The organism is Micromonospora sp. NBRC 110037 (genome assembly GCF_001652995.1).
Taxonomy (GTDB): Bacteria; Actinomycetota; Actinomycetes; order Mycobacteriales; family Micromonosporaceae; genus Micromonospora; species Micromonospora chalcea.
Map to the genome: position 1 here is coordinate 26,299 of NZ_BBVA01000013.1, position 24,608 is coordinate 50,906.

Below are 24,608 nucleotides of genomic sequence, written 5' to 3' on the forward strand. Positions count from 1 at the left end.
TCACGACAACGTCGCGCCGGGGATCCGGCGCGGTCACTCCCGATCCTCCACCCACGGCCGTATCGACCGGTACCGGAATGAGAGCGTGACCTCGACCACCGGGAGCGGTCCGTGCATGGAAGACTCGGTTCTCAGCGGGCCGTCACGAGCGGGCCGGGAAAGACCGGTGCCGCGGGGCGCGGCGAGACGAGTGGGATGGAGACGAACAGTGCCGGGAGTGCGCAACCTGACCCAGGTCGAGGCGACCGAGCGGGCCCGCCTGCTCGAGGTGACCGGGTACGACATCAGCCTTGACCTGTCGACCGCGGTGCAGCCCACCGGTCGCACGTTCCGCTCGGTGACCGAGGTCCGGTTCCGCTGCGCCGAGCCGGGGGCCACCACCTTCATCGAGGCGGCCGCCGAGTCGGTGCGTTCCGCCACGCTCAACGGCGAGCCGGTCGACCTGTCCGGCTGGTCCGCCGAGAAGGGCCTCACGCTGACCGGCCTGGCCGCCGAGAACGTGCTCGTGGTCGACGCCGACTTCGGCTACTCGAACAGCGGGCAGGGCCTGCACCGCACCGTCGACCCGGTGGACGGCGAGACCTACCTGTACAGCCAGTTCGAGACCGCCGACGCGCAGAAGGTCTACGCCTGCTTCGACCAGCCCGACCTGAAGAGCGTCTACACCTGGCACGCCACGGTGCCGGACCACTGGCGGGTCGTGTCGAACATGCCGGTGGCCCGCGAGGAGGCGGCCGGTGAGGGGCTGAAGACCGTGCACTTCGCGCTCTCGGAGCGGATGAGCACCTACATCACCGCGCTCTGCGCCGGGCCGTACCACGAGGTGCGCCGCAGCCACGACGGCATCGACATGGGCTACTTCTGCCGGGCCAGCATGGCCCCGCACATGGACGCCGACGACCTGCACCTGATCACCACGCAGGGCTTCGACTTCTTCCAGGAGAAGTTCGGCGTGCGTTACCCGCTGCCCAAGTACGACCAGCTCTGGGTGCCGGACTTCAACGCCGGCGCGATGGAGAACTTCGGCTGCGTCACGCACGCCGAGTCGCACTACATCTTCCGCTCGCAGGTCACCGACTTCGAGTACGAGCAGCGCGCCAACACGATCCTGCACGAGCTGGCGCACATGTGGTTCGGCGACCTGGTCACCATGCGCTGGTGGAACGACCTGTGGCTGAACGAGTCGTTCGCCGAGTGGGCCAGCCACTGGTGCAACACGCACGCCACCCGCTTCACCGACGCCTGGACCACGTTCCTGTCGATCCGCAAGAACTGGGGTTACCGGCAGGACCAACTCTCCTCCACCCACCCGGTCTACTGCGAGATGCCGGACCTGGAGGCGGTCGAGGTCAACTTCGACGGCATCACGTACGCCAAGGGCGCGAGCGTGCTCAAGCAGCTCGTCGCGTACGTGGGCGAGGAGCCGTTCCTGGCCGGCCTGCGCGCCTACTTCGGCAAGTACGCGTGGGGCAACGCCACCTTCGACGACCTGCTGTCCGAGCTGGAGACGGCCTCGGGCCGGGAGCTGCGCAAGTTCGCCGCCCAGTGGCTGGAGACCGCGCAGGTCAACACGTTGCGCCCGGAGGTGACCATCGGCGCCGACGGCACGTACGAGCGGGTGGTGGTCCGGCAGGAGGCGCCGTCGGGCTACCCGACGCTGCGTACGCACCGCATCGGCGTGGGCCTGTACGACCTGACCGACGGCCGGCTGGTGCGCCGGGAGCTGATCGAGACGGACGTGACCGGCGAGCTGACCGAGCTGTCCGAGCTGCACGGCAAGCCCGCCGCGGACGTGCTGCTGCTCAACGACGAGGACCTCACGTACGCCAAGCTGCGGCTGGACGAGCGGTCGATGGCCACCGTGGTGCAGCACATCGCCGGCTTCGACTCGTCGCTGGCCCGGGCGCTGTGCTGGACGGCCGCCTGGGACATGACCCGTGATGCCGAGCTGTCGGCCCGCGACTACGTGGCGCTGGTGCTGGCCGGGCTGACCGCCGAGACGGACATCAACCTGGTCACGGCCACGCTGCGGCAGGCGAACACCGCGCTCACCTTCTACGCCGACCCGGAATGGGCGCCGACCGGCTGGGCGGACCTGGCCCGTACCGCCCGGACCGCGCTGGCCGCCGCCGAGCCGGGCAGCGGTTTCCAGCTCGCCTGGGCCCGCGCGTACGCCTCGTCGGCCCGTTCCGGCGAGGACTTGGCGACGCTGCGCGGCTGGCTGGACGGCAACGGGGTGCCGGAGGGGCTGACCGTCGACACCGAGCTGCGCTGGACCGTGCTGCAGTCGCTCGTGGCCAACGGCGCGGCCGGTGCCGCCGACGTGGACGCGGAACTGGCCGCCGACCGTACCGCCAGCGGCGAGCGGGAGGCCGCGTACGCGTACGCGCTGGTGCCGACCGAGGAGAACAAGGCGGCGGTGTGGGCGCTGCTCACCGGCCCGGACGCGCTGCCCAACTGGCGCAACCGGGCGCTGCTGCAGGGCTTCACCCACGCGGCGCAGGTCGAGCTGACCGCGCCGTACCGGGAGCGGTACTTCGCCACGGTGGACCAGGTGTGGGCGCAGCGTGACAGCGAGCCGGCGCAGGAGTTCGTCCAGCTCGCCTACCCGGCGCACCTGGTCGAGGAGGACACGGTCGCGGCCACCGACGCGTGGCTGGCCCAGGACGGGCGGCCGGCGTCGCTGCGGCGGCTGGTGGCGGAGGGTCGCGACGGCGTGGTCCGCGCGCTGAGGGCCCGCGAGCGGGACGCCCGCAGCGCCTGAAAGCAGGGGCGCGGCGGCCGGGGGCCGGCGTGGGTGGGAGCCCGCGCCGACCCCCGGCCGTTATCGTGTGCGGAGGAGGTGGACGTGATGGCACAACCGACCCACGAGTGGCGCCCGCCGGAGCGGCCGTGGCAGGAGCAGGACCTGTCCGACCTCCCCGAGGACGGAAGCCGCTACGAGATCATCGACGGGAGCCTGCACGTGACCCCACCCCCCGGGTACGGGCACCAACTTCTGGCCGACGAGATCCGATCGGCGCTCCAGGCCACTGCGCCGACCGGTTGGTGGGTCATTCGGGAGGCCGGACTCCGGGCACCTGTCGCCAATCTCATTCCGGACATCTCCGTGCTGAAGCCGAGCGCTCCCCCGGACGGCTTGTGGACGCACCCCTCGGATGTCGCGCTCGTCGTCGAGATCGAGTCACCCAGCAGCCGCCGGTATGACCGGCTGATCAAGCCTCCGCTCTATGCCGAGGCCGGCATCCCGCACTACTGGCGGGTGGAGCGAGGCGACTTCGGCCCGGTGATCTACCGCTACCAACTGGTCAAGGGTGTCCACTACAACCTGATGGGTACGGTCGGGCCGGATGACGCCGCCCAGCTCGACGAGCCGTGGCCCATGCGCCTGGATCCTTCTGCCTGGCCCCGCTGAGACGACGAGAAAGCCCGGCCCGCGCGGTGCGCGGGCCGGGCTTCGTCGTGTGCGGGGCGGGTCAGCCCTTGCCGGCGTGGCTGGCGAGCTGGTCGAGGCCCTGGATGATGCCGCCGGCCAGGTCGCCGCCACCGAAGGCGGCCACCATGGAGAGCGCGGCCAGCTTCGCGTACGTGTCCGGGATGCGCTTGCGCGCGTACCGGCCGGTGACGACCTCCAGCTGCCGCTGGTTGGGCGACACCGCGATCAGCACCGAGCGGTCGGGCTCGGCGAGCTGGCGGTGCAGCCGCTCGGCGTGCTCCCGGATCGGCTCGTCCAGCCCGCCGACGTAGACCGAGAAGACCAGGCCGGTGCCCTGGTCGGCGAGGCGCAGCGCCTCGTCGATGCGGAGCAGCTGACGGGTCGAGAACGGTCCGTCCAGCACGTCGGGCGGAGTGTCCGTCCCCGTCGTGGGCCGCGCTTCACCAACGGTCACTTGCGCCTCCGGTTCCACCGGCCGGCGCCTCCCGGCCGGCCTGCTCCTGCTTGCGGCTGGTCAACGCCGGCGCCTGCGCTCCGGCGGACAGCGCCGTGCCGGCCGAGTCGGCCAGCTGCTCCGGACGGCTCAGGAACCAGACCGGAGTGAAGTCGAAGGGCCGGCCCGGCCGGTAGCGCTTGGCGCCGCCACCGTTGCCACGGCTGCCCCCGACGGCCGCCAGGCCGGCGATCAGCAGCACCGCGGCGGCCGGGATGCCGACGAAGACCACCAACGTCTCGGTAACAGACAATCCCAACGCCCCCAGGCGGAAAGAGAGACCAGGAATGATTCGGGTCGGGTGACCGGTCAGGACCGGCCGCGCCGCACCTCACTTGTGATGTTCACGTTAGCGGAGTCGGTGGCCAGCCAGATTGCGGGGTGCTGATCCCATCCGCCACTCGAGTGCTCAAGCTGCGCGGCAGTGGCGACCAATGTCGCGTCGTCGCCGTACCGGCCGGTGAGCAGCACCCCGACCGGCAGGCCGTCGGGGGTGCGTCCGACCGGCAGGGAAACGGACGGATCGCCGGTGACGTTGAAGACCGCGCAGTACGGCGAGAAGCGCCGCTGCCTGTCGAAATCCTCTGCCGGTTCGAGGGCGGCGAGCGCGCCGACCGGCATCCGCGGGGCCGCGAGCGTCGGGCAGAGCAGCAGGTCACAACCGGCGGTACGGCGTACGCCGAGGCGTACCTGCGCCTGCAGCTCGCCGAGCGCGGCCATCAGCGTGGGGACGCCGAGGGCCGCGCCGCGCTCCCGCAGGTACCGGGTCAGCGGCAGCAGCTCGCCTTCCCGGTCGGGCGGGACCGGTGTGACCGCCAGCGCGTACCAGAGGGTCTCGAACAGCGGCCACGCCTCGGGGCCGAGCGGCGCGGGGACGTCGACCACCTCGTGCCCGGCGTCAGTGAGCAGCGCGGCGGCCCGGTCGACGGCGTCGACGCAGTCGGGGTGGACCGGCTCGTCGGCGAGCATCGGCGTGGTGAAGCGGCCGACGCGCAGCCGGCCGGGGCCGGTGGCGCGGGCGGAGCGGGCGACGCCGAGGTAGCCGCCGGCGGGCGCGGCCGGCGGCAGGTACGGCTCGCCGGGCACGGGTCGCGCCAGCACGTCGAGCAGCGCGGCCACGTCGGCGACGGTGCGGCCGATCGGCCCGTTCACCGGCAGCCCGAAGCCACCGAAGCCGAGTGGCCCGCCGGAGACCATGCCCCGGCTGGGTTTGTAGCCGATCAGACCGCAGAGCGCGGCCGGGATGCGCAGCGAGCCGCCGCCGTCGGAGCCCTGGGCCACCGGCACCAGTCCGGCGGCTACCGCTGCGGCCGCCCCGCCGCTGGACCCGCCCGCTGTGCCCGCGAGGTCCCACGGGTTGCGGGCCGGCGGCGCCACCAGCCCCTCGGAGTACAGCGAGCAGCCCAGCTCGGAGGTGGTGGTCTTGCCGACGCTGACCAGGCCGGCGTCGGTCATGAGGCGGACCACGTCGGCGTCGACCGGCGGGACGAAGTCGGCGAAGGCGGCCGAGCCGAAGGTGGTGCGTACCCCGGCGGTGAGTGTCAGGTCCTTGATCGCGGTCGGCACGCCGTGCAGGGGATGCCGGTCCGCCGCCGGGACCGCGTCGGCCGCCCGGGCCGCCGCCCGCGCGTGTTCGGCGGTGACGGTGACGAACGCGCCGACGGTGTCGCCGAGCGCCTCGACCCGGCGCAGGTGGTGCTCGACAAGTTCCAGGCTGGACAGCTCGCCCCGGCGGATCGCGGCGGCCTGTTCCAGCGCGGTCAGGTCGTGCGGCTCGGCCATGCCGTCCATCCTGCCGGTCCGGCGGCCGGGAGGCCGGGCGACACGTCCGGCGGGTCCTGCGCAGCGCCGGGTGCGTCCGTCGACTCTAGGGCGACGACGGACGCACCCGGGCCGGTCTCAGCGGCCGAGGAACCGCAGCGCGTTGCCGCCGAGCAGCGCGGCCCGCTGATCGTCGGTGAGGAAGTCCGCCCGGTGCACCACCTGGCCCACCGGCCGCTCCCCCAGCGGGTACGGGTAGTCGCTGCCGAGCAGCACCCGCTCGGCGCCCATGGTGTCCACGAGCAGCCGCAGCGCGGCCGGCTCGAAGACCACCGAGTCGACGTGGAACCGGTCCACGTACGAGCTGGGCGGCGCGCTCGACGCGCCGCGTACCAGGTCGCCGCGGCGGTGCCAGGCGTTGTCGGCGCGGCCCAGCCAGAACGGGAAGCTGCCGCCACCGTGCGCGAAGCAGATCCGCAGCGTCTCCGGAACCCGGTCGAACACGCCGCCGAGGATCAGCGCCAGCACCGACAGGTGCGTCTCGGCCGGCATCCCGGTCAGCCACCGGGCCATCCACCGGTCCAGGCGGGGGCCGCCGGGCATGTCCCACGGGTGCACGAAGACCGGCGCGCCGACCTCGGCGCAGTGGGTGAGGAACTGCACGATGCCCGCGTCGTCCAGGTCCCGGTCGCCGACGTGGTTGCCGATCTCCACCCCGGCGTGCCCGGCCGCCAGGCAGCGGTCCAGCTCGGCGCAGGCCGCGTCCGCGTCCTGCAACGGCACCTGGCAGAACGGCACCAGCCGGTCGCCGCCGGCCGCGGTGACCTCCAGCGTGAGGTCGTTGAAGATCCGGGCCACCTTGACCGCCTGGTCGGCCGGGCGGTCGTAGCTGAAGAAGACCGGGGTGGGCGAGACGACCTGCACGTCCACGCCGTCGGCGGCCATGTCGGCGAGCCGGGTCGGCGCGTCCCAGCACTGCGCGCCGATCGGGCGGAACTCCGTCTCCCCCACCATGATCATGGCGGCGCGCTCGGAGTCCACCCGCAGCCAGGGCCAGCCGGCCCCGCCGCACGCCGCGGCGAGGTCCGGCCACCCCTTCGGTACGACGTGCGTGTGCACGTCCACGACCGGCATCGACACCGGCGTCAGCCCTTGCCCGGGTGCAGCGCGCCGCAGTTGTCGCAGGTGCGGGCCTTCTCGTCGGCGTAGAACGCGGCGAAGACCGGGGGCAGGTCGGCGGCGATGTCGCGGACCTGCAACTCCACCTCGTGCACCTTGTGGTGGCACTCGGCGCAGTACCACTGGAACTTCTCCAGCGTGCCCTCCTCGCGGACCCGCTCGATCACCATGCCGATCGAGCCGGCCTCGGGACGCTGCGGCGAGTGCGGGGTGTTGCGCGGCAGCATCCACATCTGGCCCTCGCGCACGTGCACCGTACGCGGCCCCTCGGGCAGCATCAGGTTGACGTGCATGTTGCCCTTGACCTGGTAGAAGAACTCCTCGTACGGGTCGACGTGGAAGTCCGTGCGCTGGTTCGGGCCGCCCACCACCATGACGATGAAGTCGTCGCTGCCGGGCAGCATCTCCTTGTTGCCCACCGGGGGCTTGAGCAGGTGCTGGTTGTCGCCGATCCAGCCGGAGAAGCTGAACGGCTCGGCGATCTCACTCATGGGAACCTCCCGACGGAAGAAGGGCGACGGCCTGCATCTCGATCAGCAGATGCGGGTGCGGAAGCTGGTGCACGGCCACAGTGGTCCGGGTCGGGCCGGTGGCGTCGAAGAACTCGGCCCACACCTGGTTGTAGCCACCGAAGTCGTTCATGTTGACCAGGTAGCTGGTGACCTGCACCAGGTCGCCGAGGTCGGCGTCGACCGAGCGCAGCAGGTCCCGGATGTTCTCGATCACGGCCCGGGTCTGCTCCCGGATGTCCAGGTCGGTGGTGCCGAGATCGTCCACCGACACCCCGGCGAACGTGTTGTCCGGCCGGCGCGACGACGTACCGGACACGTAGACGAATCCGCCGGCCACCTTGACGTGCGGGAACGCGCCCCGCGGCACGGCCTTCCCGGCGACCACGCGGGCGGTCATGGGAGAGCCTTCAGGGAGGCGGAACCGAGCTTCTCCACTGTGGCGCGGACGTGCGCCCCGGGGCGCAGCGGCACCGCGGCGGTGGCCGCGCCGGCCAGGAACACCCAGCCCTTGCGCAGCCGGACGCCGTGCCGGCCGGCCAGCCGCAGGCCCTCGTCCAGCGCGCGGCGCGGGTCGCCGAGGATGGCCGCGGTCGAGCCGACCTGCGCCACCCGCCCGTCGATCTCCAGCAGCACGCCGAGGTTGTCCAGCCCGTCCGGCACCGGCGCCCACGGGCCGACCACGAACGCGGCGGCCGAGGTGTTGTCGGCGACCACGTCCGGCAGGGAGAAGGTGAAGTTCGCGTACCGGGAGTCGATCAGCTCGATCGCCGGGGCGACAGCGCGTACCGCCCGGGTGAACGAGCCGACCGGTTCGCCCGGGTCGGGCAGCCGGTCCAGCAGGAACGCCACCTCCGGCTCGACGCGCGGGTGGATGAAGTCACCGACGTCGACGGCGCCGCCGTCGGGCACCCGCATCACGTCGGTCAGCCGGCCCCAGATCACCTCGTCCACGCCGACCTGCGCCATCTTCGCCTTGCTGGTCAGGCCCATCTTCAGGCCGACCAGCCGCTCGCCCCGGTCGAGGCGGCGCTTCACCAGCGCGGTCTGCACCGAGTACGCGGCGTCGACGTCGAGGCCGGTCTCGGCGGCGAGCTGCGGGATCGCGGTGGCGGTGTCGGCCGCCGCGCCCAGCTTCTCCGCGATGCCGGCGATGTCCGGCCCGATCATGCTGTGCCACCTTTCGTTCGCGACTGCGGGGCTCGCAAACCCGGCTCACTCCTCGCGCTCACGGCCTCCTTACCGGCCAGGTCCAGTGCCACGTCCACGATCATGTCCTCCTGGCCGCCGACCATCCGGCGGCGGCCCAGCTCGACCAGGATCGAGCGGACGTCCACGCCGTACTTGGCCGAGGCACGCTCGGCGTGCCGCAGGAAGCTGGAGTAGACGCCCGCGTACCCCAGGGAGAGCGTCTCCCGGTCCACCTGGACCGGCCGGTCCTGCAACGGGCGGACGAGGTCGTCGGCGGCGTCCATCAGCGCGAACACGTCGCAGCCGTGCTTCCAGCCGTGCAGCTCGGCGACCGCGACGAAGACCTCCAGCGGCGCGTTGCCCGCGCCCGCGCCCATGCCGGCCAGCGACGCGTCCACCCGGACGGTCCGCCCGGACGGCGAACCCAGCGGGCCGTCGCCGAGGATCCGGCCGTGCTCGACCGCCAGCACGCTGTTCGCCACACCCAGGGACAGGTTGTGGTGCGCGTGGATGCCGATCTGCGTCTCCGGCTCCAGCACCTGCCGGTACGCGTCGACGCGCTGCGCCACGTCCGACATCAGCAGCCGCCCGCCGGAGTCGGTGACGTAGACGCAGTGCGCGCCGTACGACTCCATCAGCTTGGCCTGCGCGGCCAGCCCGGCCGGGTCGTTGAGGTGCGACATCATCAGGAACCCGGAGACGTCCATGTCGTTCTCGCGGGCCCAGGCGATGTGCTGGGCGGAGATGTCCGCCTCGGTGCAGTGCGTGGCGATCCGGACGCTTGTCACGCCGAGCGCCTTCGCCGCCTTCAGGTCGGCGATGGTGCCGATGCCCGGCAGCAGCAGCGTGGTCAGCCGCGCGGTGGTCAGCACCTCGGCGGCGGCGGCGATCCAGTCCGCGTCGGCGGCGGCGCCGTGCCCGTAGTTGACGCTGGAACCGGCCAGGCCGTCGCCGTGCGCCACCTCGACAGCGGCCACACCGGCCGCGTCGAGTGCGGCGGCGATGGTACGCACCTGGCCGACCGTGTAGCGGTGCCCGATGGCGTGCATGCCGTCGCGCAGCGTCACGTCCTGGATGTACAGGTCGGTCATCGGGGTGCCCCCTCCGGGGAACGCAGCGCCACCAGCCGCTCCGCGGTGCGCAGCGCGGCCGACGTCATGATGTCGAGGTTCCCGGCGTACGCGGGCAGGTAGTGCCCGGCGCCGGAGACCTCCAGGAACACCGACACCTGCAGGCCGGTGAAGTGCCGGCCGAGCACCGGCGCGTACGTGTCGACGGCGTCGAACTGCACGTCCTGCTTGAGCCGGTAGCCGGGCACGTACTCCTGCACGGCGGCCACCATGTCGGCCACCGAGGCGGCGATCTTCACCCGGTCGGCGTCGGCGTCCGGGCACAGGCAGTAGACCGTGTCGCGCATCAGCAGCGGCGGGTCGGCCGGGTTCAGCACGATGATGGCCTTGCCGCGCTCGGCGCCGCCGACCACCTCGATCGCCCGGGCGGTGGTCTCGGTGAACTCGTCGATGTTGGCCCGGGTGCCCGGACCGGCCGACTTCGAGGCGATCGAGGCGACGATCTCGCCGTACGCGACGGGGGTGACCCGGCCGACCGCGTGCACGATCGGCACCGTCGCCTGCCCGCCGCAGGTCACCATGTTGACGTTGGGCTCGGCCAGGTGCTCGTCGAGGTTCACCGGCGGCACCACGTACGGGCCGATCGCGGCCGGGGTCAGGTCGACGACCGTGCGCCCGTGTGCCCGCAGCACCTCGTCGTGCCGCTTGTGCGCGCCGGCCGAGGTGGCGTCGAAGACGAGCTGGACGTCGGCGAACTCGGGCAGCGCGACCAGGCCGTCGACGCCCTCGGCGGTGGTGGTCACGCCGAGCCGGCGGGCCCGGGCCAGACCGTCCGAGGCGGGGTCGATGCCGGCCATCGCCACCATGCGCAGGCTCTCACTGAGCCGCAGCACCTTGATCATCAGGTCGGTGCCGATGTTGCCCGACCCGAGCACCGCCACTCCGACAGTCATGACGTTCCCTCCGTCGAGAAACAGGTACGCACCGAACCGAGCCCGGAGATGCGCGCCTCGTACGCGGCGCCGGGCGTGACCGGCACCATCGGGCCGAGCGCGCCGGAGAGCACCACGTCACCGGCCTTGAGCGGGTCGCCCGCCCGGGCCATGGTCGCGGCCAGCCACTGCAGCGCGTGCAGCGGATTGCCGAGGCAGGCCGCGCCCGCGCCGACCGAGACCGGCTCACCGGCGTGCTCCAGCACCATGCCGCACAGCCGCAGGTCCACGTCGGCGAGCCGCCGGGGCGCGGTGCCGAGCACGAACAGCCCGCTGGAGGCGTTGTCCGCCACCGTGTCCACGATGGAGATGTCCCAGTCGGCGACCCGCGAGTCGACGATCTCGATGGCCGGCAGCACGTGGTCCACCGCCCGGATCAGGTCGACAGTGGTGACCCGCTCGTCCGGCAGGTCCGCGCCGAGCACGAAGGCGATCTCCGCCTCCACCCGCGGCTGGAGCAGCCGGTCGATCGGCACCTCGACGCCGTCGCCGACGGCCATGTCGTCGAAGAGCACCCCGAAGTCGGGCTGGAAGACGCCGAAGCTCTCCTGCACGGTCCGCGACGTCAGGCCGATCTTCGCGCCGACGCGGCGGTGCCCCTTGCCCAGCCGTTGCCGGGTGTAGACCTGCTGCACCTGGTACGCGGCCTCGACGTCGCCCTCGGGCAGCAGCCGGCCGCGCAGCGGCGGGCAGGGTTGGCCCTCCTGCCGGGCCACCGCGAGTTCCCGGTTGGCGGCCTCGATGTCCACGGTCATGGCGGTTCCTCGCTTACGTCGCTGGGGATTCCGGCCATTCTGCCCACCACGCGCGCTCATGACAGGTCCACACAGACGTTTGTCAGTTCGGAATAGAAGTCGAGCGAGTGCACGCCGCCCTCGCGGCCGACACCCGACGCCTTCACCCCGCCGAACGGGGTGCGCAGGTCGCGCAGGAACCAGGTGTTCACCCAGACGATGCCGGCGTCGAGCCGGGCGCCGGCCCGGTGCGCCCGGCCCACGTCCCGCGTCCACACCGTCGCGGCCAGGCCGTAGTCGGTGCCGTTGGCCAGCGCGAACGCCTCTTCCTCGTCGTCGAACGGCGCGACGTGCACCACCGGGCCGAAGATTTCCTCCTGGTTGGTGCGGGCGTCCGCGCCGAGGCCGGTGAGCACCGTCGGCTGCACGTACGCCCCGCCGTCGCGGCCGTCGCCGAAGCGCGGCGTACCGCCGCCCGCGCGGACCTCGGCACCCTCGGTGCGGGCCAGCGCGTAGTGGCCGAGCACCTTGTCCCGGTGCCCGTGCGAGATCAGCGGCATGTTCGCCGTCGCCTCGTCGTCCGGCCAGCCGTACGCCAGCTCGTCGGCACGCTTGGCCAGCCGCGCGGTGAACTCCTCGAACACCGGCCGCTGCACGTAGATGCGCTCGGTGCACAGGCACACCTGGCCGCCGTTTGTGAAACTGGACCGCACCGAGCCGGCCACCGCCGCGTCCAGGTCGGCGTCGGCGAACACCAGGCCGGCGTTCTTGCCGCCGAGCTCGAAGCTGACCGCCTTCACCCCGTCGGCGGCGGCGCGCATGATCGCGCTGCCGGTGGCCGACTCGCCGGTGAACGTGATCGCGTCCACGCCCGGGTGGCGGGTCAGGTGCTCGCCGGCCGAGCCCGGGCCGAAGCCGTGCACCAGGTTGAACACGCCGTCCGGCACGCCCGCCGCGGCCATCACCTCGGCCAGCAGCGTGGCCGAGGCCGGGGTCTCCTCGCTGGGCTTGACCACCACGGCGTTGCCGCAGGCCAGGGCCGGCGCGACCTTCCAGGTGAGCAGCAGCAGCGGCAGGTTCCACGGCACGATCACCGCGACCACGCCGACCGGCTTGCGGACCGCGTAGTTCAGCGCCCGGCCACCGGTCGGGGTGACAGTGGTGAACGACTCGGTGGGCGCGGTCGCGACGATCTCGGCGAACGCGCGGAAGTTGGCCGCGCCGCGCGGGATGTCGAGCGTCCGGGCCTGCGAGATGGCCTTGCCGGTGTCCGCCACCTCGGCGGCAACCAGGTCGTCGAAGCGCCGCTCCAGCTCGTCGGCGACCCGGCGCAGCACCTCGGCGCGTTCCCGCTCCCCCATCCGGCCCCACGGGCCGCGCAGCGCCGCCCGGGCGGCGGCCACCGCGTCGTCCACCGTGGACTGCGACGCCTCGACCACCTCGAACACCGGCTCGCCGGTGACCGGGCTGCGCTTGGTGAACCGGGCGCCGGCGTCGACGAACTCGCCGCCGACGAAGTTACGCAGCAGGCCGGGGCCGTCCGGCGCGTGCCCGGCCATCAGCCGGGGATCCCAGAGCGTCATCGCCGCCGCCCCAGCGCCGCGCGGACCCCACCGGCGAGCAGCGCCACCGCGCCGGCCGCCACCGCGCCGACCACCGCGTACTGCGCGCGCACCCGGCGGCGCACCTGCGCGTACGGGGTGGTCGAGAACGAGACCAGCTCGTACTGGGAGACGTAGCGGCCGGGCAGCGCGCGCTCCAGCGCGTGCTCGACCTGCTTGCGGGTCCGGAACACCGGCGAGGCGACCTTGTCCCGCATCTCCACGAAGTTCGCCAGCGCCATCCGGGCGATCGCCTCCGCGTTGTCCTGGCGGCGGTGCTGGAACAGCGGCAGCGCGGCGGCCCACTCGTCGTCGCACTCGTCGAGGCAGCGGTCCAGCTCGACCACGTCCTCGAACGCGCAGTTCGCGCCCTGGCCGTAGAACGGCACGATGGCGTGCGCGGCGTCGCCGATCAGGCCGACCTTCCCGGCCACCTGCCACGGCGTGCAGCGCACCGTGCCGAGCAGGCCGATCGGGTTGTGCTGGTAGTCGTCGACCAGGTTCGGGGCCAGCGGGACCAGGTCCGGGTAGTGGGTGGCGAAGAACCGCTCGATCGCGGCTGGGCTGCTCAGCGACGCGAAGCTGCGCGTGCCGTGGGTCGGCCAGAACAGCGTGCAGGTGAAGGAGCGGTCCGGGTTCGGCAGCGCGATCATCATCGAGGTGCCGCGCGGCCAGATGTGCAGCGCGCCCGGGTCGAGCGCGAACTCCCCGCCCAGCGGCGGGATGGTCAGCTCCTTGTAGCCGTAGTCGAGGAAGTCGAGGCTCTCGGTCAGGCCCCCGTACGCGAGCAGTTGCCCGCGCACCGCGGAGCCGGCGCCGTCGGCGCCGAGGATGACCGAGGCGGTGGCGGTGACCTTGCCCTGCGGGGTCTCGAACGTCATCTCGCCGCCGAGCGGGTCGAGGCCGACCAGCCGGTGGTCGAACGCGACGCGCACGTTCGGCAGCGCGGCGGCGGCGTCCAGCAGCGCGTTGTTCAGCGCGCCCCGGCTGATCGAGTTGATCGCCAGGTCGCCGGTGCCGCTGTAGGACTGGAACTCCGGCTCACCCTCGACCGGGTGGATCATGCGGCCGCGCATCGGCAGCGCGTCCGCCATCACCTCGTCCTCCAGGCCGATGCGGCGCAGCGCGTCCAGGCCGCGCTCGGACAGCGCCAGGTTGATCGAGCGGCCCCGCTCGACGGTGCCGGTACGCGGGTCGGGCCGCCGCTCGTAGAGGGCCACCGGGTAGCCGCGCCGGGCCAGGTAGCAGGCCAGCAGGCAGCCGGCCAGCCCGGCGCCGACGACAGCGATCTCGTCGCGCTCGGTCATGAGCCCTCCTTCTCAACAGTTGCCGCCAGCGCCTCGGCGACCCGCCAGCAGTCGTGGTACGTCGAGTAGAGCGGCACCGGGGCGAACCGGACGATGTCCGGCTCCCGGGCGTCGGCGACGACGCCGTGCTCGTGCCGCAGCCGCTTGGTCAGCTCGTTCGCGCTGCCCACCCCGATCCGCACCGAGAGCTGGCAGCCGCGCCGGGCCGGGTCGCGCGGGGTGACCACGCTCAGCGGGCGGCCCGGCGTGACCTCGTCGAGCAGCTGCTCCAGGAAGGCGGTGAGCCGCAGGCTGCGCTCGCGCAGCGCCGGCATGCCGACGGAGTCGAACAGCTCCAGCGAGGTACGCACCGGGCCCATCGCGAAGATCGGCGGGTTGGAGATCTGCCACGCCTCGACGGTGGCCGGCGGCCGGGACACCGGGGTCATCTCGAACCGGGTGGCCGCCTCGGTGCTCCACCAGCCCTCGAAGCGCTGGATCGACGGGTCGCCGAGGTGCCGTTCGTGGACGAAGACGCCGCCCAGCGCGCCCGGGCCGGAGTTGAGGTACTTGTAGGAGCACCAGGCCGCGAAGTCGACGTCCCAGTCGTGCAGCGCCAGCGGCACGTTGCCGGCGGCGTGCGCCAGGTCCCAGCCGACGACCGCGCCCGCGGCCCGCCCGGCGGCCGTGATGGCGGGGATGTCCATCAGCTCGCCGGTCAGGTAGTTCACGCCGCCGAGCATCAGCAGCGCCACCGTGTGGCCCTCGCGGGCCAGGAAGTCCAGCACGTCCTGCGTGCCGAGCGTGTCGGAGCCGGGGCGCGGCTTGAGGCGGACGACAGTGGTGTCCGGGTCCAGGCCGTGGAAGCGGGCCTGGCTGCGCACCGCGTAGCTGTCCGACGGGAACGCGCTGTCCTCGATCACGATGCGGGTGCGCTCGCCGGCCGGCCGGTAGAAGCTCACCATCAGCAGGTGCAGGTTGACGGTGAGGGAGTTCATCACCACCGTCTCCGCGGGCAGCGCGCCGACCAGGCGGGCGGCCGGCGCGGTCAGCAGCTCGTGGTACGGCAGCCAGGGCCGCTCCGACTCCAGGTGCCCCTCCACGCCCAGGCGCTGCCAGGCGTCCAGGTCGGCGAGGAGCTCGTCCCGGGTGGCGCGGGGCTGCAGGCCGAGCGAGTTACCGGCCAGGTACGCGGTGTCCGGGTAGCGACCGCCGTCAGCCGGCGGGATGTGGAACAGGTGCCGGTGACCGGGGTCGTCGGCGTCGCGGCGGAGGGCTTCGTTCTCGGGGGTGTGCATGCTGTTCTCTCTCGTCACATCGCGGTGCGGGCCGACCACAGCTCCGGGAAGACCACCCGGGCCATGCTGCGCTGCAACCATGCCAGTCCGGCGGAACCGCCGCTGCCGACCTTGGCGCCCATGGTGCGCTGCACGGCCTTGACGTGGTTCCAGCGCCAGTCGCCGAACTCCTCGGCGATCTCGGTCAGCGCGTCGCCGAGCAGGCGCAGGTGGTTGTCCGGGCCGCTGTCGCCGTAGATCCGGACCCAGGCCGCCTCGATCGCCGGGTGCGCCTCGTGCTCGGTGTTGACGTCCCGGGACAGCAGCTCGGCCGGCACGTCGAAGCCCTTGCGGGCCAGCAGCGCCACCACCTCGTCCCAGAGGCTCGGCGTGGCCAGCGCGGCGGTCAGCTCGTCGTACACGTCGGTCTGCCGGCGGAACGGGCGGATCAGCGCCCGGTCGCGCAGGCCGAGCAGGAACTCCAGCTGCCGGTACATCGCGGACTGGAAGCCGGAGCCCTCGCCGAGCCGGTCGCGGAAGCGGTTGAAGTCGGCCGGGCTCATCCAGCGCAGGCCGTGCCAGGCCGCGTTGAGGCCCTCCAGGTGCAGGGCGGCCCGGCGCAGCGGGGCCAGCGCCTCCCAGATCCGGTCCTCGCGCAGCTCACGCTTGGCGTGCCGCAGCTCGTGGCAGGTCAGCCCGAAGTACAGCTCCATGATCTGGCTGACCATCAGGAAGGACATCTCGCCCGGGTCGTCGCTGAGCGGCTCCTGGAGCCGGTGCAGGGTGCTGGCCCGTACGTAGGCGTCGTACGGCACGCGCTCGGCGAATTCCAGCGTCGGCTCGCCGCCGTTGCGTGCCGCCCGAGCCGCCCGTTCCTGGGGGGTTACCGGGCGCACCGCCGTCGTCTGTTCCACAGTCGTTCTCCGTCCGTGCGCGGGGTAGACGTCATGATCCCGCTGGTGGGCGACCGAATGGAATGCCTGTTCAACGGCGGTATGGTGGTCTCACCTCGCGAACCGAAACCATCTCGCGTCGCTCCCTTTACGGAAGGAAGGTCCCCGCGTGGACGACATGGACTGGGCGCTGCTGCGTGAGCTCCAGGCCGACGCCCGGCTCTCGTACAGCGAGTTGTCCCGCCGGGTCCACCTGTCCCCGCCCGCGGTGGCCGAACGGGTGCGGCGGCTGGAGGAGTCCGGCGTGATCACCGGCTACCACGCCCACGTCGACCTCACCCGGGCCGGACGCACGGTGCTCGCCCTGATCCGGATGTCCTGCTACGGCGCGCGCTGCATCCTCAACGACCCCGAGGTGGCCGGCTGGCCGGAGATCATGGAGATCCACCGGATCACCGGGGACGCCTGCAGCATGCTCAAGGTCGCCGCCACCAACATGGGCGAGTTCGAGGAGGTCATCGACCGGCTCGCCCCGTACGGCCAGCCGTCCAGCACGATGGTGCTCTCCACGCCGCTGGCCTGGCATCCCGTGGTGAAGGCGCCTCGTTAGCTTCCCCCGCCCCCCGGGAAAGCAGCCGCCGCTGCCCGTCAGTGGGTCCGGCGCACCGTCGCGCCGGGAGGGGGGAACCATGCGAGGGCTCCTGTCACACCGCGTGCTGTCGTCCGTACTCGGCCTGTTCGGCCTGGTCGCGACGTTCGTCCTGGCCACCGCGCCACCGGCGCGGGCCGGCGAGAGCGTGTTCATCGAGGTGACGCCGAACAGCGTCCAGGCCGGTTCCCGGGTGAGCCTGCGGGCCGGCTGCGACAACAGCAACAACCGTCAGGCCCAGGTCACCTCGGACGCCTTCGGGCGGGTGACGCTGCGACCCGACAACGGCTTCCTCACCGGCTCGGTCACCGTGCCCGGCAACAAGGCGCCCGGCGACTACCCGGTGAACCTGGACTGCTCCAACGGCAACACCGCCTCGACCATGCTCACCGTGCTGAACATGGCGCAGCCGAGCAAGGGACCGGCGACCGGCGGTGGGGGCGCCGCGGGCGGCCGGGGCACCGGCTCGCTGCTGCTGGTCGGCGGGCTGGTGGCGGTGGCAGTGGTGGCCGGTGTGAGCGCCCGCCGCAAGACCGGTAACCGCGTCTGACGAGGCGCCGACATGGCCCGCAAATCGCGCCGCCGGGACCGCGCCGGCCCGGCGGCGGACCGCACCCGCCGTCGCGCCGCCGGCCGCCGGCCGCCGGAGCGCGCGAAACGGCTCCGGGCCGCGCTGCGGCTGACGTCCCGGGCCGCGCGCCGGTTCGCCCATGTCGCCGGGCACGCCTTCACGGCCAGCGTCACCACCGCCGACCCGCGGCCGGTCCCGGCCCGCGCCGCACCGGCCACCACCCGCCGGTACGCCCCGAGCCGCAACCCGGGTGTCCCGGTGCTCGTGGTGGCGAGCGTGATGGCGCTGATCGTGGCCATGCTCGGGCTGGAACGGGTGACCGGGGTCAGCGTGCTGCCGGACCGGATCGTCGCCGGCCTGCGCCCGCCGCCGAAGAAGTTCCCGGTGCTGCCGGCCAGCCCGCCGACCGACCTGAGCATCGGCAAGCTCGACCTGCGCGCGCCGGTGCACCGCGTCGGAATCGCGCCGGACGGCAGCATCGACGTGCCGGACGTGGACCGGGCCGGCGAGGTCGGCTGGTACGACCAGGGCCCCACCCCCGGCCAGTACGGCCCGGCGGTGCTCGTCGGGCACGTCGACACCACCACCGGGCCGGCCGTCTTCCACGGGCTGAAGAACCTCGACGACGGCGACCGGATCGAGGTGACCCGCGAGGACCGCTCGGTGGCGGTGTTCGAGGTGACCTCGATCGAGCGGTACGGCAAGGAGAAGCTGCCGGTGGAGGACGTCTACGGCGACTTCAGCCGGCCCAACCTGCGGCTGATCACCTGCGGTGGGCGCTGGGTGGGCGGCGAGACCGGGTACGCGGACAACCTGGTCGTCTACGCCTCGCTGGTCAAGGCGCGCTGAGCGCTCCGGTCAGGCCGCCTCGGACTCGGGCTCGCGCAGGTCGAGCCAGTCCGCCCAGCGCGGGTCGGGCGCGCGGTGCCCGAGAACCCGCCAGGCCGCCCCTTTCGGGGCGGCCGGCAGGTGGTGCAGCCGCCAGCCCAGCTCGGCCGGCGTCTTGTCGCCTTTGGTGTGGTTGCACCGCGCGCACGCGGCGACCACGTTCTCCCAGGCGTGCCGGCCACCCCGGCTGCGCGGGAACACGTGGTCGATGGTCTCCGCCGGCCCCCGGCAGTACGCGCACCGCCACCCGTCGCGGGCGAACACGGCCCGCCGGGACAGCCCGACGTGGGTGCGGTAGGGCACCCGGACGTAGCGGGTCAGGCGTACCACTGAGGGCACCGGTAACGCGTTGCGCGCGCTGTGCAGGATGCCCTCACCGTCGGCGACGCAGATCGCCTTGGCGGAGAGCACGAGGATCGCGGCACGACGCACCGACACGACGCACAGGGGTTCGTAGGTGGCGTTGAGAACGAGCGCACCGGAGCCCGCCGTGGGTCGTATGTCAGGCATCGCGCTCACCCTCCCGGTCCAGCCGCTCCCGCCGTCTGCGCGCCGGAACCGCCCGCGAACAGCGCGGAACGAATTCCGACGCCGGCCGGATCACCGACGTCCGTTGCGCCAATAGTCCCTGATCGCGCCCTCGATTGCACGCACGAATCTGCAAGCGGCCCACCGGATCACCCGCACCGGGGCGGTCCGGCGCGCTCGCGCTACGCCGTGCCGACGCTACGCAGGGTGCCCAGCCGGACCCACTGGCCCTCGTGCGGGCCGGCGGCCAGGCGGTAGTGCTGGACGCCGTCGATGGCGGCGCGCAGATCCACTGTCACGGTGTCACCGACGGCGAGGCCGGCGGTCACCGCCGTCACCTTCCCGGCGTCGTCCAGGGAGTACGCCCTGCCGGGCGCGGCGACGACCACCGCCGAGCGCGGGATGCGGTAGCCGATCGGCGCCGCTCTCCCGATCTGGTACGACCGGCCGGGGATCTCCTGGACCAGGTAGCCGCTCAGGCTCCCCTCGCTGATGTCGTACCAGATGCCGGTCTGCCGCATCACCTTGTGCCGTTCCGTGGAGGCCGCCTCGGTCGGCCTGGTCAGGGAGATCCGCTTGCGGTCCAGGACCGTGCCGGCCGCGTCGAACTTGTAGCCGACGTGGTCCCCGGGGGCGAGCCGGATCGTTCCGGACACCCCGTAGGTGGGGTGGTCGGAGTAGAACAGGTCCATGATCCCGGCGAAGGTCGGGTCGCCGGTGATCGCGTGCAGCACGGCGTGCTGGATGATGTGCGTCGAGTGGTACATGCCCGCGTCCTTGCGGTGGGTGAGGCAGTACCGGCTCCGCCACTGGCGGGTGCGGACGAGGTGGTGGGCGTCCCGGGCGGTGGTGATCGCGCCCTGGAGCATCTGGCGGGCCCGGGCGTCGCGGCTCAGGCTCCAGTAGTCCCAGAGCCCGAAGGCCGAGAAGACGTGCCCGTTGTAGGTCTGGTCGCCGCGCACCCGCGTCGGGTGGGCGTACTCCTCAAGCCAGAGCAGCCCGTCCTTGACGTACACCCCCCACGGCAGGCCGCCCACCGGCGGGAGCAGGTAGGACGCGAACGTCGAGTCGGCCGCCTGCCGCCAGTGGGTGCGCTCGCCGACGATCTGCGCCAGCCGGACGAAGAGGCTCATCGCCTGCCCCTGGGCCATCATCGAGTACCACGGCGTCTCGTAGACGTCGGTGCCGCGGTGCATGGCGTGCCGGAACCGGTACGGGTAGAACCAGGCGTCCCGCCGCACGACCCGCCTGTCGATCAGGCGCTGCGCCTGCGCCATCGCCCGCTTGAGGTACACCTGATCGCCGGTGACCCGGTAACTCTCCAGCAGGTTGATGCCGTACTGGGCCTGGGCCACCGGATGGTCGTAGAGCTTCCCGGTGAGCAGCGCCATGCGTACGCCGTGCTCGTCGTGCGTGCCCGTGTCGACGAGCGGGAGCCGCACGCCGCTGTAGTAGGGCCGCTGCCCCTGCGGCAGATCGCGGATCTCGAACGGGTCGCTGCGGAACTTGACCGGCGATTCGGCGGACAGTCTCGCCGCCCCGGTCGCCACCAGCGGCGCGGCGCCGGCCGCCGCCGCCGCCACCGTCAGCACCTGACGACGGGACCAGGATCGGCGCGCGCCTAAGAGTTCCTCCGTCATGTCGCTTTTCCCCTTGCTCCGCCCAGCTGCGCGCTGGACGGCCAGTCGCGGGGCCCCCGTGCGGGCCGGGGCATTTTTGCCGCCCCCCGGTACAACGGAGCAGGAAGCAGGGCGGGTTGCCCGGCCGGCGGTGGGTCCGCGCCGGACGGGCGACGCGGGTGCGGTACGAAAGCACTGTGAATCTCTCCGACCTGATCTCCGCCCTGCTGTCCGCCGTCTCCGACCGGCGGCCGGACTGCCAGGGCAGCAGCTCCTGCGAGTGGGTGTACCGGGTCACCGACTCCGCCTGGTTCGCCGAGAGCAGCTACTGGATCCTGTTCAAGCCGCTGCGGGTGGCGCTGATCCTGCTGCTCGCGGTGGCCGCCCGCTGGGCGCTGCACCGGACCATCAACCGGCTGGTGCGGACCACCACCGACGGCGCGGTGCCGACCATGCTCCGCCCGCTGCGGGAACGGATTCCCAGCGCCACGCTCGACCCGGACCAGTTCGTGCCGGAGCGGCGGCGGCAGCGGGCCGAGGCGATCGGGTCGGTGCTGCGCAGCATGGTCACCGCGTTCGTGTTCGGCATCGCGTTGCTGATGGTGCTCAAGGAGTTCAGCTTCGACCTGGCCCCGCTGCTGGCCAGCGCGGGCATCGCCGGCGTGGCGCTCGGTTTCGGCGCGCAGAGCCTGGTCAAGGACCTGATCGCCGGCCTGTTCATGTTGATCGAGGACCAGTACGGCGTCGGTGACACGGTCGACCTCGGCGAGGCGACGGGCGTGGTGGAGGCGGTGGGCCTGCGGGTGACCACGGTCCGTGACGGCCGCGGGGTGCTCTGGTACATCCGCAACGGGGAGATCGTCCGCGTCGGCAACAAGAGTCAGGGCTGGGCCCTGGTCGTGGTCGACCTGCCGATCGGCTTCGCCGGCACCGAGGAGGCCACGGCGGTGCTGCGTACCGCGGCGGCGTCGGTGGCGCTGGACCCGGAGCTGGCGCCGAAGATCGTCGAGGCGCCGGAGGTCCTCGGCGTCGAGCAGATCACCGTGGACGGCACGGTGATCCGTACCGTCGTCAAGACCACCGCGGACGGGCAGTTCGCGGTGGGCCGGGAGCTGCGCCGCCGCCTCGCCGAGGCGCTGGAGAACTCCGGGATCACCGCGCAGATCGCGGCGGCCCGGCTCTTCCCCGGGCTGCCGCCCCAGACGCCGGCGACGCCCACGGCCGAGGGCACGGGGACCAGCGGACCCACCTGAGTCGCCGGACAAGCCGGACTATTTTCCGGGGGTCGCGCTCCGCGCGGCCCCTCGGGTATCGTCCGTTCGGTTCAGTCGGAGATGCGACGATCAATCCGTTCACCCTAGCCAGTTGTCAGACGATCGGGCAGAATCCGGTGAACACGCTCCACCGGGGAGCGTGCTCGTGTCCTCGCTGATCGGTTGATCTGACGACGGTTCCCGGTCGGGCCATCACAAGTGGTCGACCAGGAACGATGGAGGCGACGGTGTCCGACGAGCGACCCGCCCAGGAGGGCCCGGCCACCTTCCGCGACGTGTTCGGTCAGCCGGAGTTCCGGGCGCTCTTCGCCGCCAACATCCTCTCCTGGGTCGGCGACTATCTCGCCAAGGCCGCGGTCACCGTGCTCGTGCTGCGCGAGACCGAATCGGTCGCGCTCTCCGCCGCCGCGTTCGCGGTCAGCTATCTGCCCTGGCTGCTCGGTGGCCCGTTGCTCTCCGCGCTCGCCGAGCGGCACCGCTACCGCCGGGTCATGGTGATCTGCGACCTGATCCGGATGGCGCTGATGGTGCTCGTCGCCATGCCGTTCATGCCGGCCTGGTCGGTCCTCGCGCTGATCTTCCTGGCCACGCTCGCGAATCCGCCGAGCCAGGCGGCGCGCTCGGCGGTGATGCCGCAGATCCTCACCGGCGACCGGCTGGTGGTGGGCCTGTCCGCGTTCACCAGCGCGTCCCAGGCCGCCCAGGTCGTCGGCTACCTGATCGGCGCGACCATCGCCGCGCTGAACCCGAACGCCGCGCTGCTCGTCAACGCGGCGACCTTCGCCCTGTCGGCCCTGCTGGTCCGCGTCGGCGTACGCGACCGGCCGTCGACGATGACCGCGAAGCACCGCAGCCACCTGCTGCGGGAGACCGGCCAGGGCTTCCGCATCGTCTTCGAACGGCCGGTGCTGCGGGCCATCGCGATGCTGGTGTTCAGCGCGATGCTGTTCTCGATCGTCCCCGAAGGGCTGGCCGCCGGCTGGGCCGCCGAGCGCACCGACGGCACGATGGACGCCGGCACCGCCCAGGCGGTCATCATGGCCGCCGGTCCGGTCGGATACGTCCTCGGCGGGGTGATCATCGGGCGGCTGATCGCCCCGGCGCGCCGGTTGGCGCTGATGCGGCCGCTGATGGTGATCGCGCCGGCGGTGCTCGTGCCCGCGCTCCTCGACCCGGCCCCGTCCGTGGTGGCGTTGCTCGCCGCGGCGTGCGGCTTCGCCGTCGCCGGGCTGGTGCCGGTCGCCAACGGGCTGTTCGTGCAGGCCCTGCCGGACGGCTACCGGGCCCGGGCGTTCGGGGTGATGGCCACCGGCACCCAGGTCATCCAGGGCGCCGCGGTGCTCGCCACCGGCGCCCTCGCCGAGCGGTTCTCCGTCCCGTCGGTGGTCGGCGCGTGGAGCGCGGCGGGCGTGCTGCTGATGCTCGTCGCGGCGTTCGCCTGGCCTCGGCCGCGCACCATCGACGCGGCGATCGCGGCCGCCCGCGCCGAGTCGGCCCCGGACGCCGCCGCGCCCACGCACGCCGCGCGTGGCCCGGCGGCGGGCGACCGGGGCCGGGAGCACGGCCGGCGCCGGCACGCGGTGACGTGATCCGCGCCGCCCCGCGGGCGGGCGCGACCGCGGGGGCGCACCTGGCAGGATGGAAGCGTGACTTCCCCAGGCGAGTCGATGACCCTCTTCGAGGCGATCGGCGGTGAACCGGCCTTCCGCAAGCTGGTGGACGAGTTCTACGCCGGCGTCGCCGAGGACCCGCTGCTGCGGCCGATGTACCCGGAGGAGGATCTGGGCCCGGCGGCGGACCGGCTGACCCTCTTCCTCATCCAGTACTGGGGTGGGCCGCACACCTACTCCGAGCAGCGCGGGCACCCCCGGCTGCGGATGCGGCACGCCCCGTTCCGGATCGGCGCCGCGGAGCGCGACGCCTGGTTGCTGCACATGCGCCGGGCGGTGGACGCGCTGGACCTGCCGCCGCAGCTCGCCGGCGCGCTCTGGGACTACCTGGAGCGGGCCGCCTACTTCATGGTGAACGTGATGGAGGACCCGGCGGCCGGCTGAGCCGCCCGGCTCTCAGAGCAGCGCGCCCTCGTCGTGCAGCCAGTCGACGAACGTGGTGGCGACCGCGGCGCCGCAGTCGAGCATCTCGACGAGCAGCGCGTCGTGGGCCCCGGCGCCGAGCGGGACCTGGAGTTCGGCGTAGATCGGGAGCTGGCCGCGCTCGGTCGGGTCGCCGATGTACGCCTTGCAGAAGCGGCGGGTGTGGTTCCACTCGTTGACCACCCGGTACGCCCGGTCGGCCCAGTCCGGCGGGACGGTGGCGTGCGGGCGGGCCCGCATCACCAGGATCTCGTCCTCCGGGCCCTCCAGCGCGACGAGCACGGCGTGCCGCTCCCACATGGCCAGCAGGTTGCCGCCGCCGTCGGCCAGGTAGCGCACGTCCAGCAGGTCGAGCGCGTCGCAGACCCGGCTCAGGGTGACCGGGGCGACAGTGGCCGGCGTGTCCGCCAGGGCCGGGCGCTCGGGTGCCGGCGCGTCGTCTCCCGGCTGGCGCGGGGTAGGTGGCCCCACCCGGATGGTGTCATCCACTGTGACTCCGCTTCGAGTCTCCGGTTCGCCGCCAGCGGCGGGACCAGGGCGCCATGACCACCACGGCATCGCTCG

General features: G+C 72.8%; 25 protein-coding genes. 8 read left to right on the top strand and 17 right to left on the bottom strand.

All coding sequences use genetic code 11. The features are described from left to right. Positions 1-217 precede the first annotated feature (217 nt). Together pepN and A4R25_RS28040 are read left to right on the top strand one after the other, a co-directional pair. Positions 218-2,764, top strand: coding sequence for an aminopeptidase N (pepN, locus tag A4R25_RS28035; protein WP_064448643.1), 2,547 nt, complete (start codon positions 218-220; stop codon positions 2,762-2,764). A gap of 87 nt (positions 2,765-2,851) precedes the next feature. Further along, positions 2,852-3,415, top strand: a complete 564-nt coding sequence (locus A4R25_RS28040; protein WP_064448676.1) for a Uma2 family endonuclease — start codon at positions 2,852-2,854, stop codon at positions 3,413-3,415. Positions 3,416-3,476: 61 nt separating this feature from the next. On the opposite strand, the gene A4R25_RS28045 is transcribed toward A4R25_RS28040, so the two are convergent. From A4R25_RS28045 to A4R25_RS28110, 14 genes are all read right to left on the bottom strand, one after another. Next, positions 3,477-3,890: a DUF5130 family protein gene (locus tag A4R25_RS28045; protein WP_030502180.1), complete on the bottom strand. Its 414-nt coding sequence runs from the start codon at positions 3,888-3,890 to the stop codon at positions 3,477-3,479. After that, positions 3,877-4,164, bottom strand: coding sequence for a hypothetical protein (locus A4R25_RS28050; protein WP_043328923.1), 288 nt, complete (start codon positions 4,162-4,164; stop codon positions 3,877-3,879). Before A4R25_RS28050 ends, A4R25_RS28045 begins: the two co-directional genes overlap by 14 nt. A gap of 74 nt (positions 4,165-4,238) precedes the next feature. Further along, positions 4,239-5,711 (bottom strand): amidase, encoded by a 1,473-nt coding sequence (locus A4R25_RS28055; RefSeq protein WP_043330996.1) that lies wholly within the window; start codon positions 5,709-5,711, stop codon positions 4,239-4,241. Positions 5,712-5,828: 117 nt separating this feature from the next. Next, on the bottom strand, positions 5,829-6,830 hold the full coding sequence (locus tag A4R25_RS28060) for an amidohydrolase family protein (protein ID WP_197494985.1): 1,002 nt from the start codon (positions 6,828-6,830) through the stop codon (positions 5,829-5,831). Between the two features lie 5 nt (positions 6,831-6,835). Beyond that, positions 6,836-7,360, bottom strand: coding sequence for a 3-hydroxyanthranilate 3,4-dioxygenase (locus A4R25_RS28065; protein ID WP_030502185.1), 525 nt, complete (start codon positions 7,358-7,360; stop codon positions 6,836-6,838). After that, positions 7,353-7,778, bottom strand: a complete 426-nt coding sequence (locus A4R25_RS28070) for a RidA family protein (protein ID WP_064448645.1) — start codon at positions 7,776-7,778, stop codon at positions 7,353-7,355. Before A4R25_RS28070 ends, A4R25_RS28065 begins: the two co-directional genes overlap by 8 nt. Beyond that, complete coding sequence (locus A4R25_RS28075; RefSeq protein WP_064448646.1) at positions 7,775-8,548, bottom strand: 2-keto-4-pentenoate hydratase; 774 nt, start codon at positions 8,546-8,548, stop codon at positions 7,775-7,777. The genes A4R25_RS28070 and A4R25_RS28075 overlap by 4 nt, the downstream gene beginning before the upstream one ends. Continuing rightward, positions 8,545-9,660, bottom strand: coding sequence for a 4-hydroxy-2-oxovalerate aldolase (gene dmpG / locus A4R25_RS28080; RefSeq protein WP_064448647.1), 1,116 nt, complete (start codon positions 9,658-9,660; stop codon positions 8,545-8,547). The genes A4R25_RS28075 and dmpG overlap by 4 nt, the downstream gene beginning before the upstream one ends. Further along, positions 9,657-10,592, bottom strand: coding sequence for an acetaldehyde dehydrogenase (acetylating) (locus A4R25_RS28085; protein ID WP_043328915.1), 936 nt, complete (start codon positions 10,590-10,592; stop codon positions 9,657-9,659). The genes dmpG and A4R25_RS28085 overlap by 4 nt, the downstream gene beginning before the upstream one ends. Next, entirely contained in the window at positions 10,589-11,386 is a 798-nt protein-coding gene (locus A4R25_RS28090) for a 2-keto-4-pentenoate hydratase (protein WP_064448648.1), read from the bottom strand. Before A4R25_RS28090 ends, A4R25_RS28085 begins: the two co-directional genes overlap by 4 nt. A gap of 56 nt (positions 11,387-11,442) precedes the next feature. Then, entirely contained in the window at positions 11,443-12,924 is a 1,482-nt protein-coding gene (locus A4R25_RS28095; protein WP_064448677.1) for a 2-hydroxymuconic semialdehyde dehydrogenase, read from the bottom strand. 20 nt (positions 12,925-12,944) lie between these two features. Beyond that, on the bottom strand, positions 12,945-14,273 hold the full coding sequence (locus A4R25_RS28100) for an NAD(P)/FAD-dependent oxidoreductase (RefSeq protein ID WP_064448649.1): 1,329 nt from the start codon (positions 14,271-14,273) through the stop codon (positions 12,945-12,947). After that, positions 14,270-15,550 carry a kynureninase gene (gene kynU, locus A4R25_RS28105; RefSeq protein WP_043328909.1) on the bottom strand — a complete coding sequence of 427 codons (1,281 nt, stop codon included), beginning with the start codon at positions 15,548-15,550 and terminating at the stop codon, positions 14,270-14,272. Before kynU ends, A4R25_RS28100 begins: the two co-directional genes overlap by 4 nt. Before the next feature lie 14 nt (positions 15,551-15,564). Beyond that, complete coding sequence (locus tag A4R25_RS28110; protein ID WP_043328908.1) at positions 15,565-16,443, bottom strand: tryptophan 2,3-dioxygenase; 879 nt, start codon at positions 16,441-16,443, stop codon at positions 15,565-15,567. 148 nt (positions 16,444-16,591) lie between these two features. On the opposite strand from A4R25_RS28110, the gene A4R25_RS28115 reads away from it, so the two are divergent. From A4R25_RS28115 to A4R25_RS28125, 3 genes are all read left to right on the top strand, one after another. Next, complete coding sequence (locus A4R25_RS28115; protein ID WP_030502195.1) at positions 16,592-17,032, top strand: Lrp/AsnC family transcriptional regulator; 441 nt, start codon at positions 16,592-16,594, stop codon at positions 17,030-17,032. 79 nt (positions 17,033-17,111) lie between these two features. Further along, a complete protein-coding gene (locus A4R25_RS28120; RefSeq protein ID WP_043328906.1) occupies positions 17,112-17,621 on the top strand; it encodes a hypothetical protein in 510 nt (169 codons plus the stop codon). Between the two features lie 12 nt (positions 17,622-17,633). Then, positions 17,634-18,491, top strand: coding sequence for a class F sortase (locus A4R25_RS28125; protein ID WP_043328904.1), 858 nt, complete (start codon positions 17,634-17,636; stop codon positions 18,489-18,491). A 9-nt stretch (positions 18,492-18,500) separates the two neighbouring features. On the opposite strand, the gene A4R25_RS28130 is transcribed toward A4R25_RS28125, so the two are convergent. Both A4R25_RS28130 and A4R25_RS28135 read right to left on the bottom strand, forming a co-directional pair. Further along, positions 18,501-19,040, bottom strand: coding sequence for an HNH endonuclease (locus A4R25_RS28130; protein WP_030502198.1), 540 nt, complete (start codon positions 19,038-19,040; stop codon positions 18,501-18,503). 200 nt (positions 19,041-19,240) lie between these two features. Next, entirely contained in the window at positions 19,241-20,698 is a 1,458-nt protein-coding gene (locus tag A4R25_RS28135; RefSeq protein ID WP_082931173.1) for a D-glucuronyl C5-epimerase family protein, read from the bottom strand. A gap of 176 nt (positions 20,699-20,874) precedes the next feature. On the opposite strand from A4R25_RS28135, the gene A4R25_RS28140 reads away from it, so the two are divergent. The 3 genes from A4R25_RS28140 to A4R25_RS28150 all read left to right on the top strand — a co-directional run bounded on the left by A4R25_RS28140 (position 20,875) and on the right by A4R25_RS28150 (position 24,005). After that, positions 20,875-21,930, top strand: a complete 1,056-nt coding sequence (locus A4R25_RS28140) for a mechanosensitive ion channel family protein (RefSeq protein WP_231915658.1) — start codon at positions 20,875-20,877, stop codon at positions 21,928-21,930. A 236-nt stretch (positions 21,931-22,166) separates the two neighbouring features. Continuing rightward, positions 22,167-23,540, top strand: coding sequence for an MFS transporter (locus tag A4R25_RS28145; RefSeq protein ID WP_064448651.1), 1,374 nt, complete (start codon positions 22,167-22,169; stop codon positions 23,538-23,540). 78 nt (positions 23,541-23,618) lie between these two features. Beyond that, a complete protein-coding gene (locus tag A4R25_RS28150; RefSeq protein ID WP_051611386.1) occupies positions 23,619-24,005 on the top strand; it encodes a globin in 387 nt (128 codons plus the stop codon). Between the two features lie 12 nt (positions 24,006-24,017). Here A4R25_RS28150 and A4R25_RS28155 read toward each other — a convergent pair whose 3' ends face one another. Further along, positions 24,018-24,602, bottom strand: coding sequence for a YbjN domain-containing protein (locus tag A4R25_RS28155; RefSeq protein ID WP_064448652.1), 585 nt, complete (start codon positions 24,600-24,602; stop codon positions 24,018-24,020). Between the last annotated feature and the right edge of the window lie 6 nt (positions 24,603-24,608).